This window comes from uncultured Winogradskyella sp., from assembly GCF_937958655.1.
Taxonomy (GTDB): Bacteria; Bacteroidota; Bacteroidia; order Flavobacteriales; family Flavobacteriaceae; genus Winogradskyella.
The window spans coordinates 1-14,839 of record NZ_CALGNH010000044.1 but is presented as its reverse complement, the minus strand read 5'-3'; the positions used below and the strand labels follow the sequence as shown (position 1 = coordinate 14,839).

Below are 14,839 nucleotides of genomic sequence, written 5' to 3'. Positions count from 1 at the left end.
CCGATATCTCCAGTATGGAACCAACCATCGTTGTCAATCACTTCTGCTGTTTTTTCAGGCATATTATAGTACCCCATCATAACATTTGGTCCTTTAACTAGAATTTCACCATCCTCTGCAAATTTAACCGATACACTGTCTAGAAGTGGACCTGTTGTTCCGATTTCAACGTTATTTCCTTTTTCGCAATTAACACTAATTACAGGTGATGTTTCGGTAAGTCCATAACCTTCCATTATTTGCATACCTGCAGCACCAAATACTCTGGCAAGTCTTGGCTGTAAGGCTGCACTACCAGAGACCATAGTGCCCAACTCGCCACCAAGTGCATCTCGCCATTTGCTGAAGATAAGTTTGCTGGCAATCTTTAGTTGAAATTCGTACCAAGCTCCATTACTACCATAAGGCTCCCATTTTTCACCTAAACGTACTGCCCAAAAGAACAATTTCTTTTTTATTCCGGTGAGTTCTTCGCCTTTGAGCATGATTTTATCAAACACCTTTTCAAGAAGTCGAGGTACAACACTCATTAAGTTTGGCTTAATCTCTTTTGCATTATCACCAATTTTATCTAAGGCTTCCGCAAAATAAATGGACGTACCAGCAAATTGATAGACATAGATAAGCACCCGTTCAAAAATATGACAGATTGGTAAAAAGCTTAACACTCTTGTTTCTCCGGCGGGAGGTAAGGGTACTCTCGGAGTACTGTCCAATACATTACTGGTAATATTCCAATGCGAAAGCATTACTCCTTTTGGTGTTCCTGTAGTGCCAGAGGTGTAGATAATGGTGGCTAAATCATCTGGTTTTACAGCATCTTTGCGCGCTTCTACTTCGTTTTGGTTGCTTTTATCTTCACCGATTGCAAATAATTCGGAATAATGTTTGCAACCGTCAATATGGTCAAAAGAATAGACGTCCTTTAGCTTTGTGTTGCTCTGAACTTTTCTGACTTTTTCTAGAACTTCTTCATCTGAAACAAAGCAGTAAATAGATTCACTATGGTTTAGAACATACTCGTAGTCTTCTGCACATATTGTTGGGTATATGGGAATATTCTGTGCTCCTGTTTGCAATACACCAATATCCATAATATTCCATTCTGTTCTGTTAGTAGAAGAGATTACTGCAATTTTGTCATTTTTTTGCACTCCCATTTTTAAGAGCGCACGACTGACAGCATTGGCTTTGTCTAAATACTCTTGTGTGGACATTGGAGTCCACTTACCATTATATTTTGTAACCAATGCTTTTGCATTTGGCTTATGTTTAAGTTGATAATATGGAAAATCAAAAAGGCGTTTAACGTCTATCATAAGGAATTTATCAAAAATGTTATAAGGGAATTACGAAAATAATAAATTAAAGCCTAAAATCCTTATAAATATTAAAGCCTAAAGGTTTCTTGTTTGTTCGCTATTTGCTTTCTAGCATTTGCAGAAACCTCTAGCCTAGGGGATATTTTATTAGTACTATCTGTTGGATAGTTTGCTCTATTTCATTAGAATGTAGAACGTTCTACATGTGGCATCTTTACAAAATAATGGCCTGTTTTGTCGGACATCATTGCTGTGTTAAAGTCACAACCATTAGGTTATACAGATAACCCTCGTAGCTGAATTTTGCACACATGTCATATTTATCTCTAGTGTAGGTTACACTAAACTTGCTTTAGCCGATAGAAATCAAACTCCTAATTTTGCTTACGCTAATGAAGAAAATAGCAGATGTTTAGAAGTGCTTTTAATAGAGAGGTATTATACCGCTATAATTGATTTGAAAATTAAGGCAAGTCCTTTTATTAAGGCGCATTACCCTAATTTTTTAAGACTTTTACGTTTGTCTATAAATAAATTCTCAACAATGGTCTTTTTAAACAAATCTATATCGTAAGGTTTTACAATAATATCATTCATACCAGAATCAAAAATTTGGAATTTCTGTTCTTCAATTTCTACAGCGGTTAAGGCTATAATAGGAGTACTATTGTTAAAATTTCTAATGTCTCTCGCTGCTTCAATTCCGTCTTTAACAGGCATGTTAATATCCATCAATATCAAATCGTAATTATTTTTTTTCGCCATATGCAGTGCCACTTCACCATTTTCGGCAATGTCGCAGGTTACGTCTGATGATTTCAAGATTTTTTTGGTAACGATTTGATTGATACGATTATCTTCAACGATTAGTATTTTTTTGCCTGCCAATTGAGACGTATCTTTTGTTGAGTAAGTTACGTCTGCTTTACTTTGTTGAGGTGCTGTTTTTAATTTTAAAGCGAATGTAAACGTACTACCTTTGCCTATTGTACTCTCTACATGGATTGAGCTCCCTGCCTGAGTTAGTAATTTTTTAACTATTGGTAGGCCTAGACCTGTGCCTTCATATGTTTTTGTCGAGGAGTCAATTTGAGTGAATTCATCGAAAATACTTTCAAGTTTATGTTGCTCAATACCAGTTCCTTCATCTTTAATTTTAAAATTAAGCGTAGCTGAGCCGTTTTGTAAATGGGCTAAATTGACAATGATATCAATAGTACCATTTTCAGTAAATTTACAGGCATTACTAACAAGATTCATAAGTATTTGAGATAGCATTACAGTGTTGCCTTTTAAATTTTTAGGAACATCATTAGCTATTATAATATTAATAGTGTTTTTATGTTGTAATCTTATATATTCAAATGAAAATACTATGGTATTTACTAAATCATTTAAGTTAAAAATGGTTTCTTCTTTAGTGAAACTCTTACTATCAATTTTGTTCATTTGTAGTAAGTCATTTATAAGTGCTAGTAGATAATTTGCGGAAAATTTAAGCGATTTTAAATCTTTTTCGTGTTCTTTTAATTCTACTTTTTTATTTAACTCTGCATTTTCTAATAATATACTGCTTAATCCTATAACACCGTAGAGGGGAGTTCTTAATTCATGGCTGACCGTTGCAAAAAATTCTGATTTAGTTTTTGCCAGCTTATCACTCTTTTCCTTAGCCCTTAAATATTGTTTATTTTTAACTTTCAGATCTTTAACTAATATCTTTTTCTTTTTATCGGATATTTTATAAGTAAAGAGCATGGCTAAAAGCAATGCGGTTATTAATAAAATTGTAATTATAAAAACATTTTTTTGTTGTGCTTTTTGTTCTAATAATTCTTTTTCAAGATTATTAGTTGTAATTTCATTTTTAAATTGTTCTGCCTTTAATTTTGATGTTACCGCATCAATAGTGTTTTTTGTTTTATTTTCATTTTGTGTGATGAGGTAGTCTTCTATTTTATTATTTATTTCATATAATGTCTTGTAATCTTCTTTCATTTCAAGAGCAACTCTGTAGCTAGTATATGTCCAATGCGTAAGATCAGCTAATTTTGAGTCTTTAGTTTGATCAATTGATTTTTTAAAATAGACAATAGCTGAATCTGGTTGTCTTAAAAGCAGGTGATAGTCTCCAATATTGGTTAAGTGACTGGCATAAAAGTCGTTAGGGTATCTCAACTGTTTTACATATTTTTCGGTGCTTTCTATTTCATTTGGGATGTCCTCTAACTGTTCTAACTCTAGTAATAGCTTCGTTAAGTTATTGTGCATTTTGAATAACTTCGTTGTATCTTTTAATTGCTCTGCTATGGATATGGCTTTTCTGTAACTTTTAATACACTGCTCCTCTCCACCTTCTATAAAATAATAAACAGAAGCAAGGTTGCTCATGGCTTGAAGCTTAACACTACTATCATTTGCTTTTTTGCCCTCTTCGAGTAGCTCGTAAAATATTTTTTTCGCTTTAGTGGTATCATTAATTCTAAGAAATGCGTGACCTACGGTAGCTAACACGTCACCAAGAAGCTTAACGTCGCCATTTTTTCTAGCTAAATAGATGCCTTTTTCAGCATAAATTAAAGTTGGGGCGTAGTTAGAACTATAAAGTCCTTCTTGCATCCATTTGATCATTGCTGTTACATGCTGAGAGAGTTCGGCTTTTGTAGAGTCTTTAGATATTTTAGGAAGTATTTGTGAGGCGGTTTTGTTCTGTAAATGGGTAGTAGACAAACCTAATTTATCTAAAGACTTTTCGGTAGGAAAATCAAGTTTATCATTTTGACTATTTACGAACATTCCAATAAAACACAAAAAAAAGACAAGTGTAGTACTTAAATATTTCATAAGTTTTTAATGATTTGAGGAGTCAAATATAGGTGATTTTTAGCTTAAAAATCGTTTTCGTCGTTAAAAAATGCTTTTAAGCGATGGATTTTGTTTAATAATTAGCCTAAAAGTGGTAAACAAAACAAATACGAGATAAAATTGGTTTATTTTTACTTTGTTTTAAGAATTAATTAACCGCTTTTCAATCCACAATTTTGCATTAACAAATGCTTCTAACCAAGGCGATACTTCGTCATTTCTGTCGTTAGGATAGTTTGCCCAATTCCATTGAAATGTAGAACGCTCTATATGTGGCATTGTTACTAAATGACGACCTGTTTTGTCGCACATCATGGCCGTGTTAAAGACAGAACCATTAGGGTTATGAGGATAGCTATCGTAGCTGTATTTGGCACAGATATCGTATTTGTCTTCACTATAAGGCAAATTAAACTTGCCCTCTCCATGAGAGATCCAAACTCCAAGTTGAGTTCCGGCTAAACTCGATAGCATTATAGAGTTGTTTTCTTGTATTTTTACAGAGGTAAAAGCACTTTCATGCTTTTGCGAATCATTATGAGTCATTTTTCCGTGCACTTTATGATCTGGGTTTATAAGGTCTAATTCCATCCAAAGCTGGCAACCGTTACAAATGCCAACAGATAAGGTGTCTTCTCTTTCAAAGAAATCCTTAATCACCTTATTGGCTTTGTCATTGTATTTTATGGCACCAGCCCAACCTTTTGCAGAACCCAATACATCAGAATTGCTAAACCCACCAACAGCACCTAAAAACTGAATATCTTCTAGTGTTTCTCTACCAGATATTAAATCCGTCATGTGTACATCTTTAACATCAAAACCAGCTAGGTACATGGCGTTAGCCATTTCGCGTTCAGAATTACTTCCTTTTTCTCTGAGTATTGCTGCTTTTGGAGCCCCATCCCGACCTTCCCCAGAAGGGAAGGGGAGTTTACCCGTAAAATTATCTGGGAATTTATATTCTAGAGGTTGGTTCTTATAATTTTCAAATCTAACATCAGCCAAACCATTTGCAGTTTGCTTACGATCGAGCAGAAGCGATGTTTTATACCATGTATCTCTTAATCTTGAAATCGTCAGGGTATATACGTCGTTTTGGTTCTTTATACTTAGCGTATCAGAATTGGTTACATTACCAATATTATGGTATGTAACTCCGGCATTTTTTAGTTCAGTCTCTATGGATTCATCTACAGACTGAAAAACAATACCTACATTTTCGGCAAATAGTACTTTAAAGGCGTCTATTTCGCCAATACTAGTGATATCCAGATCCGCTCCAATGTTATTATCTGCAAAACATAATTCTAGCAAGGTAGTTATAAGTCCGCCTGAAGCTACATCATGGCCTGCTACAATCTTATCTTTTTTAATAAGATTTTGAATGGTATTAAAAACAGACTTTACATAGTCCGCACTCTTTATAGACGGTGTTGTATTGCCTATTTTATTATTGATTTGTGCAAAAGAACTACCACCAAGTTCGTAGGAGTCTTGCGAAATATTAATGTAATAAATAGCCCCTTTATTTTTTTGAAAAACAGGTTCAACAACTTTAGTAATATCATTACAATTGGCAGCTGCAGAAATGATTACAGTACCTGGGGAAATAACATCGCCATCTGGGTACTTTTGTTTCATAGACAGGGAATCTTTTCCTGTAGGCACATTAATGCCCAAATCAATTGAAAATTCTGAGATTGCTTTTACAGCCTTGTAAAGTCGTGCGTCTTCACCTTCGTTTTTACAAGGCCACATCCAGTTTGCAGATAGTGACACACTCTTTAAACCTTCTTTTAATGGTGCCCAAATGATGTTAGTAAGTGCTTCAGTTATTGAGTTTCTGCTGCCAGCTTCAGGATTTATTAATCCTGAAATAGGTGAGTGGCCTATAGATGTAGCAACACCTTCTTTACCTTTAAAATCTAGTGCCATAACACCAACATTATTTAATGGTAACTGTAAAGGACCAACACACTGTTGTTTAGCCACTTTTCCGCCAACACAACGGTCTACTTTACTAGTTAACCAATCTTTACAAGCCACAGCTTCTAGCTGAAGTAAGCGGTCTAAATAATCATGAAACTTATTAGTGTCATAAGAAATACCCGAGTACTGTTTGTTAACGGTAAGGTCATTCATTATGGTTTTGGGTGAACTACCGAACATATCTTCTAACGCCAAATCCATGGGTTTGTCACCGTTGGTTTTAGATTCAAACGTAAAACGGTGTTTACCAGTAACATCACCAACATCGTAAATTGGTGAACGCTCTCGGTCTGCAATTTTGTGTAAGGTATCTAAGTGGTTTGTAGCAATTACTAATCCCATACGTTCTTGAGATTCGTTACCGATAATTTCTTTTGAAGACAATGTAGGATCTCCAACAGGTAGTTTATCTAAATCGATATGTCCACCAGTATCTTCAACTAATTCCGAGAGGCAGTTTAGATGTCCGCCAGCACCATGGTCGTGAATGGAAACAATAAAATTTTCTTCACTTTCTACCATGCCTCTCACAGCATTGGCAGCACGTTTTTGCATTTCTGGATTAGAACGTTGTACTGCATTTAGTTCAATACCAGAATCAAACTCGCCTGTATCTGCAGACGATACTGCAGCACCTCCCATACCAATACGATAGTTGTCACCACCCAGAATAACAATTTTATCACCAGCTTTAGGTTGGTCTTTTAGGGCTTGTTCTGCTTTACCGTAACCAATACCTCCGGCTTGCATAATCACTTTATCGTAGCCAAGGCGAATTTTATCCGTAGTGCTTTCGATAATCTTAGGCGCCATTTCACCTTTGGTGGCTGAAACTCTCGAAGTAACGTTCTCTTGGTGTTCAAAAGTTAAAACTGAACCGCAGATTAAAGGTTGTCCAAATTTATTGCCAAAATCGGAAGCGCCATTAGATGCTTTAATTAGGATATCCATCGGTGTTTGGTATAACCATTCTCTTGCTTCAAATTTTTGCTCCCAAGGTCTGTTTTCTTCTAGGCGAGAATATGAGGTCATGTACACAGCAGTGCCTGCTAATGGTAACGATCCTTTTCCGCCTGCTAATCTGTCTCTAATTTCACCTCCCGAACCTGTAGCAGCTCCATTAAAAGGCTCTACTGTTGTTGGGAAATTGTGGGTTTCTGCCTTTAGTGATATTACAGATTCAAAATCTTTAGTGGTGTAGTAATCTGGTATATCTGCGCGTTGTGGTGCAAATTGCTCTACAACTGGTCCTTTTATAAAGGCTACATTGTCTTTATAGGCAGAAACAATATCATTTGGATTTTGTTTAGACGTTTCTTTTATCATTTTAAAGAGCGATATGGGTTGCTCTTCTCCATCAATTACAAATGTTCCGTTAAATATTTTATGCCGACAATGTTCTGAATTGACCTGGGAAAATCCAAAGACTTCCGAGTCCGTTAATGGTCGTCCTATTTTGGCAGAAATGCTTTCTAGGTATGTTATTTCTTCATCATTGAGTGCCAAACCTTCCTGTTGATTGTAAGCTGAAATATCTTCAATATTCTGAATAGCTTCTGGTTGAATATCTATAGTGAAGATTTTTTGATTAAGATTTTGAAATTTTTCGGAAATCATAGGGTCATACCCTTTAAAATCTTCGGTTGAAGCTAAAAATTCTTCAATTCTAATTATGCCATCGATTCCCATGTTTTGGGTAATCTCTACAGCATTAGTACTCCAAGGTGTTATCATTGCTGCTCTAGGGCCAACAAAAAAAGCATCAATCGATGCTTGTTCTATTTTTGGTTGGTCGCCAAATAACCATGTCAATTTTGAGATGGTTTCAGTTGATAATTCTTTTGCTGCTTGAACAGCAAATACTTTGCTGTTTTGGTTTCCAAAGAAATGAATCATTTATAGTTGCGTTTGGTGTGAAAAATTAAAGCACAAAGGTAATTGATTTTGTGATATCCTCGCTAAATTTTGATGTCCAAATCTTTAAGTATTTAACAGGTTTTAAACAAAACAGGCAACGAAATAGTGCGGCCTTAAGTTTTAAATGTTCACTGTAATTAATTTTTCACCAAACGCTTATTAATTATAATATTACCTTGTTTAATTTTTAAAATATAAACTCCAGATTTTAAAGCCTGTACATTTAGTTTGCTCGAAGTATCTATAGTGTCCTTAAATACGCGTTTGCCTAAAATATTATAAATCTCAATGCTTGTGTTTACATTATTTTTTAATGAAATATGAAGCTCATTTTTTATAGGGTTAGGATAAAATGAAATAGATTGAAGTTTAAATTCTTGTATATTTAAGCTTAGTTGATGATTGCCTAAATTATCAATATTATCGGTAGGGAATGCGTCCCATTCACCAGCAAGATTAAAAGCAGTTGTTGGTTGGGTAACGGTTTCTTTTCTTCTGTAGGTTTGGTTATCGTAATCGTTGTTGCCTCCAACGATTCCAAAGATGTCAATTAAGTTACCGTTTTTAAACAATCCTATAGGGTCGTCTCCATTAAATGACATAGCATCAGCACTAGAAAGTTGATCGGCTTCTGCTAAGATACCTGCTGAGGCATTGCCTCTGGCAATAACATGTACCTCACTGTCTTGTAAGGTTCCTGTGAGTTGTAATGCATCACCAAAAGCTCCGTTACTATTAACATCTCTAGCAATTGAATATACACTTAGATTAATAGGTGCGCCTGTAAAATTTGCAATTTCTATAGCTTTATTATTACTGCTGCCTTCAATATACTCAGAAATAAATAGCTCGTTTGAGGACGATGTACCCTCATTAGTAGTTTCGCAGTCTTGATTGCTGCTAGTTGAGGTGTTTAAGGCATCATCTCTTGCAAAAACCGTAAAGCAATAGTCTGTATTTGCAAGTAAACCTGTTATTGTTATGGATGTACTAGAAGTGCTTGTATTAAGTGTGCCATCTACGAATATATCATAAGACGTTACAGCAATATTATCTGTACTAGCATTCCATGATAAATCTATAGTACTAATTGTGGGATTTGAAGCTACAAGATTACTTGGTGCCGATGGTGCTTCTGTGTCAATTGTTGGGTTCCAAATTAGAGAGGCATATTCCGGATGATCTACAAAAGGGTTAGCATTATTTTGAAAGGCATAAGCTGCCTCGTTTCTATCTCGCTCTCGCTGATCTACTGGATCTACATTATTATGCCACTCTAAAAGTACGTCTATTGCCCATGGAAAAAACACTTCGTCATTAGTGCCATTAAACATGTCAAAACTTGTATAGTTATCTACGGTATCTTCATAACGTGTTGCAAAATAGAGTAGTGCTCTTGCAATATCACCTTTAAACTCATCTATGGGTTCAAAGACTAAACCAGAGTAGCCAGGCATGTTACTCGTTCCTCTTTGAGACCCATTTAAGGATGTAAAGTTTGGTGATGCCACATTACCAAAAGGTAAAGACCCTCTAAAGTTATTAACTCTACCATCGGTTGGGATAACATGATGAATATCGCTTTGCATCGGAAAAGCACTGTTAAAGGATGATTGTGGTATTAAATGTTCTCTATTGTAACAATCACCTTCAGCCATTTGGTTACCGCATTGGTCATTGCCGTGGGTGTAATTGTAAGGGTCTGATCCTAATGGATTTTCAGAATACATGTCTAAAATAGTACCATCATTTTCGTATTGGTTTCCTGAGGCTATGGCTATATCAGAGTGTGTGTCTATATAACCGTTTGAGCCGCTGATACCTGCACCGTCAAATAACTGATCGTAGGTTCTGGTTTGATAGCCATTGCTTATAATATTCTTTAGTTCAGTCTTTAATGCATAACCAGAGAGGCCATCTGCAGAATCGTAATAGTTAGCTGGGATTTGCCCATAACTATACGAAGCCATTAAAACTAATAATAGGTAGAGGTGTTTCATAAGTTTGTGTTAGCAAATTTTTTTATTCCTTTTCTAATAGTGCCATGTAAAATCCATCGAAACCAGATTGGTGTGCCAGTATTTTTTTGTCCTTTACAAATTTAAACGTCTTTCCTTCTTCCGAAGTTAAGAAATTATCAATTTGCTTTTCATTTTCTGAAGGTAAAATTGAACAGGTGGCATAGACCATTTTTCCACCAGACTTTACCATTTTAGAGTATTGTTGTAAAACTTCGGATTGTGTTTTCTTTATATTTTCAATGAATTCAGGTTGTAATTTCCATTTAGAATCAGGATTTCTTCTAAGAACACCTAAACCAGAACATGGTGCATCAATAAGTAAACGGTCTGCCTTACCATATAATTTCTTAATAGGTTTTGTAGAATCTATAACCTTCATTTCTATATTATGTGCGCCATTACGACGCGCTCTAATTTTAAGTTTTTTTAGCTTACTTTCATAGATATCCATAGCAATAACCTGTCCTTTATTTTCCATTAAGGCTGCTAAATGTAATGTTTTGCCACCTGCACCTGCACATACATCTACAACTTTTAGGCCAGGTTTAACGTCTAAAAAATCTGCTACAAGTTGCGAAGACGCATCCTGTACCTCAAACCAACCATCCTTAAATGCTTCTGTTTTAAAAACATTGGCACGTTCTTTTAATTTTAAGGCGTATGGATGTTGTGGTAGCAACTCGGTTTCAATACTTTCGGATTGCAATTTTAGTTGCAAGTCTTTTTTATTGGTTTTTAGAGTATTAACCCTTAGTATTACATCGGCCTGCTCATTTTGCGTGGCAATTTCTTTTGTCCAAAGGGTTTCGCCAAGTTCTTTAAGGCCGAGGTTATCCATCCAATCTGGTAGCGATTCGCGATACTTTCTAATTTTAGAAAGCTCATCAAAACGCCCCTTTATTTTTCTGCTAGGCGTATCTGTAAAATATTTCCAATCGGGTAACTTAATACCTTTAAGTGTAGCCCATACTGCAAAAAGTCGCCAAAGGTCGTCTCTAGAGAACGGTGCTTTTACATTAGCAATCTCTGAATATAAGCGTTTGTAACGCACAATTTCGTAAACGGTTTCAGCAATAAAACCTCGATCTCTGCTTCCCCAACGTTTGTCTCTTTTTAATAATTTTTGAATGACTTTATCAGCATACAGGTCTTCATTAAAAATTTCATGAAGTCCATCAATTACAGCAAAGCATAAATTTCTGTGTAGTCGCATTTATTATTGGTTTTAAATATTAGTTTTAGTCATTAAACTCATAACAAAAACTATACGTGGTGGGTGTTATACCGCGCAAATTTACACTATAATGTTTATTTGTTGAAGTGTTTATACTTTTATTAGTTAGGCTTCATTATTTTTGAAAAAACAGTTTATAATGAAGACATTTTTTAGTTGTTTGCTTTTTCTAACTGTACTGTGCTGTAAAGATAATTATATAAGGCCAGTAAAAGTTACAGAAGTGGATATTAAGACCGTAGTTGAAGATTCATTATTAAGCATTAGAGCTTTAGATTTTAATGATGAATATATTTTTTACGGAAGCGCAGACCATATAGGTAAATACGCTTTAAACCCTCAATTTAAAATTAATCTTAACGATTTATCTACAAGTAATGGTAAGCACCATTTAAAAAATATAATTACGCATAACGATGTACCATTAAACTTTAGAGCTATACACCAAGTCAATGGTAACGTATTAGCGATATCAATAGCAAACCCAGCAAAATTATACAAGATTGATAGAAAATCTAGTGATCCAAAATTGGTTTATGAAGAAGGTAATGCATCTGTTTTTTATGATGCTATGAATTTTTGGAATGAAAAAGAGGGTATAGCTATTGGTGATCCGACTGAAGATTGTATGAGTATTATTGTTACCAGAGATGGTGGCAATAATTGGAAGAAGCTGCCTTGTGACATTTTACCAAAAGCAGAGGAGGGAGAAGCTGCTTTTGCTGCAAGTGACACTAACATTGCTATTATTGGAGACCATACTTGGGTAGCAACGGGAGGTAAAATGAGTAGGGTGTTATATTCTTCTGATAAAGGAAAAACGTGGAACATATTTAATACACCAATTGTGCAAGGAAAAGAGACAACAGGTATGTATTCCATAGACTTTTATGATGAGAGAAACGGATTTGCCATCGGAGGCGATTACACCAAACCTAATGACACCTTAGCAAATAAAATTAGGACTAAAGATGGTGGGAAAACTTGGCAAATAGTGGCTAATGGTAAAGGGCCAGGCTACAGAAGTTGCGTGCAATACTTGCCAAACAGATCTGCTAAAGAATTAGTAGCAGTGGGATTTAATGGTATTGATTATAGTAATGATAGCGGTAATACCTGGAAACACTTAAGCAACGAAGGCTTTTATACTATTAGATTTTTAAATGACTCAGTGGCTTATGCTGCTGGTAGAGGCCGAATTAGTAAACTAACATTTAGATAAGGTTGTTTAAGATGTCTGCTTTTCTATTATTTTTAGTATTGTAGAAGTTCATTGAAGTTAGTTTAGGCATAATCATAAGAAATCTATGGGTATTATAGTAATGTAAGCTAAGTACGCTTACCTAAAATCACCATAGTGTTATTAACTTTTTAGAAAACTTTAATCTTTAGTTCCGCGTCGTTTATGCATACCTCTTAAGCGTTCTAAAAGCTTTCGGTTAAACTGATCTTCGGCACCTTTTAATCGTATTATTTTTTTTGAAGATATCACTGATTTCAAATCTAACACTAAGTCTTGTTTAATCTTATGCATTGCATCTTCCGCTTTAAGAATCTGTTCTAGTAGCTCATCTGCACGGTTTTCTGTTACGTCACCTTTGCGCATTTCTTTTCTAATAGTTCTTAGTTTATTAGTACGAATAGCATCAATTTTAGACTCATAAGTATTGTAAATAGGCCAAAATTTCTGTGCTTCATTTGCCGTTAGCTCTAATTGCTCAGTAATAAAAGCTACTTTTTGAGCTTTTATGCGTTCCTTCATTTTTTCACCTCCTTGAGCAAAACTTAAGATGCTAAAAAGGCATATGAATATTGGGATTAGTTGCTTCATTTGTACTTAGTTTTTATTTTTAGTCTAAAAAGGATTCTAAATCTGTATTTTTTAATAGATAATCCTCTAAGCTATCTTCTTTATATTGGGTTTCTGTTATTATAAAGTCTTCTTCTAATAAATCAACGTCCGAAAGTAATTCGGCTAATTCATAACTGTCTAAATCGCTATTTTCAAGATAGTTTTCTACCATTTCTACAGAAAGTTCTTCTGTATTATTATTGCGATTAATAAAAACAGCCAATAGCAGTAGTAATGAAGCAGCAATGCCAGCGACGTAGTGCCAGTTTTTCTTGGAGATTAATTTTATTACACGTGTCTCTTCTTCACTAATGCGGGAGAACATACTATCTTCAACCGTATCAAAATAATTTTTTGGTACTTCAAAACCAGTATTTTTGAAAGAGTCTAAAGAACCTTTATCAAATAAATGTTTCAATATTTTTTCTTCAATACCGTCAAAGTACTGATCTGGTGTTTTAAAACCTGTTGTATTTATGTTATGTAGTTCGTTTTGTTTCACGTTTCGGTCAATCTATTTCTAGGACTATAAATTATTAAAAGGGTTTAATCTACGGTGAGATATTTTTCTATTTTTTTTACAGCGATATGGTACGAGGCTTTAAGCGCTCCTTCGCTTGTTTCTAATATATGAGCAATTTCTTTATACTTAAGATCATCAAAATACCTCATGTTAAATACCAGTTGCTGTTTTTGAGGTAATGTAGCAATGGCTTTTTGTAGTTTTAATTGAATGGCATTGCCTTCAAAATAGACATCTGATTTTAAATTGTTTATGGCATTAGTTTGGTATTCTTGGCTTGTAGTCTGCAAGCGCCTAGCTTTTTTATTAAGGTGTGTTATAGACTCGTTAGTTGCAATACGATATAACCATGAATATAATTTACTATCACCCTTAAATTTATCAATACTACGAAAGACTTTAATAAAGGTGTTTTGTAGCACGTCATCCGCATCGTGGTGCGATATCACTATTTTTCTAATGTGCCAATACAAACGCTCTTTGTAGAGGCTAAGTAATTCTCTAAAAGCAGCATCTTTAGATTTGAGATTTTGGAGCCGTAATATGAAATCCGATTCGTTATTCAATGAAATGACTTTGGTGTTTAGACTTATGAATTTACTAAAAGTTTAATTGTAAAATAGTTTTACTAAACTGTGTTTTAATTAAGGTCTGATAATCAGGTAAATACGTTTTTATATATCGATTAAAAGCAAAAAAATACGATAAAAAGCATTTTTTTCTTGTTTTATATAGAGATTAGTTTTATGTTTGACACAGCTTAACCTATTACTCGTTATCAGTTCCCCAAATCTGGTAACAAAAAAGAAAAGGATGCACTAAATGTGCATCCTTTTTCGATTTTTATAATATTAAGATCTTAGTTCACTCGAAGCTCTGCATTTCTACTAGTTTTTTATACACACCGTTTTTAGCTATAAGTTCTGTATGCGTACCTTGCTCGGCTATTTCACCTTTCTGCATAACAACAATGAGGTCTGCATTTTGTATGGTTGAAAGGCGATGCGCAATAACAATAGAAGTTCTGTTTTTCATCATGTTTTCTAATGCATCCTGAACCAAACGCTCACTTTCAGTATCTAGAGCCGATGTGGCTTCATCTAAAATCATTAT

General features: G+C 34.7%; 9 protein-coding genes and 1 pseudogene. 1 reads left to right on the top strand and 9 read right to left on the bottom strand.

Features of this window, described 5'->3' with window-relative positions:
* The 5 genes from Q0800_RS09320 to Q0800_RS09300 all read right to left on the bottom strand — a co-directional run.
* A partial coding sequence (locus Q0800_RS09320) for an AMP-binding protein (RefSeq protein WP_299129094.1) occupies nucleotides 1-1,319 on the bottom strand: 1,319 nt, incomplete at its 3' end.
* 495 nt (nucleotides 1,320-1,814) lie between these two features.
* Nucleotides 1,815-4,166, bottom strand: a complete 2,352-nt coding sequence (locus Q0800_RS09315; RefSeq protein ID WP_299129093.1) for a response regulator — start codon at nucleotides 4,164-4,166, stop codon at nucleotides 1,815-1,817.
* Between the two features lie 162 nt (nucleotides 4,167-4,328).
* Nucleotides 4,329-8,075 (bottom strand): phosphoribosylformylglycinamidine synthase, encoded by a 3,747-nt coding sequence (gene purL, locus Q0800_RS09310; RefSeq protein WP_299129092.1) that lies wholly within the window; start codon nucleotides 8,073-8,075, stop codon nucleotides 4,329-4,331.
* Nucleotides 8,076-8,233: 158 nt separating this feature from the next.
* The gene (locus Q0800_RS09305) at nucleotides 8,234-10,096 is read right to left on the bottom strand and encodes an endonuclease (RefSeq protein ID WP_299129091.1); all 1,863 of its coding nucleotides are present in this window, start codon (nucleotides 10,094-10,096) and stop codon (nucleotides 8,234-8,236) included.
* A gap of 22 nt (nucleotides 10,097-10,118) precedes the next feature.
* On the bottom strand, nucleotides 10,119-11,330 hold the full coding sequence (locus Q0800_RS09300) for an RsmB/NOP family class I SAM-dependent RNA methyltransferase (protein ID WP_299129089.1): 1,212 nt from the start codon (nucleotides 11,328-11,330) through the stop codon (nucleotides 10,119-10,121).
* 160 nt (nucleotides 11,331-11,490) lie between these two features.
* Between Q0800_RS09300 and Q0800_RS09295 the strand changes: the two genes are divergently transcribed.
* On the top strand, nucleotides 11,491-12,573 hold the full coding sequence (locus Q0800_RS09295) for an oxidoreductase (protein WP_299129088.1): 1,083 nt from the start codon (nucleotides 11,491-11,493) through the stop codon (nucleotides 12,571-12,573).
* Nucleotides 12,574-12,732: 159 nt separating this feature from the next.
* Here the strand turns inward: Q0800_RS09295 and Q0800_RS09290 are convergent, their stop codons facing one another.
* From Q0800_RS09290 to Q0800_RS09275, 4 genes and pseudogenes are all read right to left on the bottom strand, one after another.
* Entirely contained in the window at nucleotides 12,733-13,182 is a 450-nt protein-coding gene (locus Q0800_RS09290; RefSeq protein ID WP_299129087.1) for a sensor of ECF-type sigma factor, read from the bottom strand.
* Between the two features lie 19 nt (nucleotides 13,183-13,201).
* Nucleotides 13,202-13,705: a hypothetical protein gene (locus Q0800_RS09285; protein WP_299129086.1), complete on the bottom strand. Its 504-nt coding sequence runs from the start codon at nucleotides 13,703-13,705 to the stop codon at nucleotides 13,202-13,204.
* A 44-nt stretch (nucleotides 13,706-13,749) separates the two neighbouring features.
* Nucleotides 13,750-14,292 (bottom strand): RNA polymerase sigma factor, encoded by a 543-nt coding sequence (locus Q0800_RS09280; RefSeq protein ID WP_299129085.1) that lies wholly within the window; start codon nucleotides 14,290-14,292, stop codon nucleotides 13,750-13,752.
* A gap of 298 nt (nucleotides 14,293-14,590) precedes the next feature.
* A pseudogene (locus Q0800_RS09275) lies at nucleotides 14,591-14,839 on the bottom strand (ABC transporter ATP-binding protein); the annotation flags it as partial.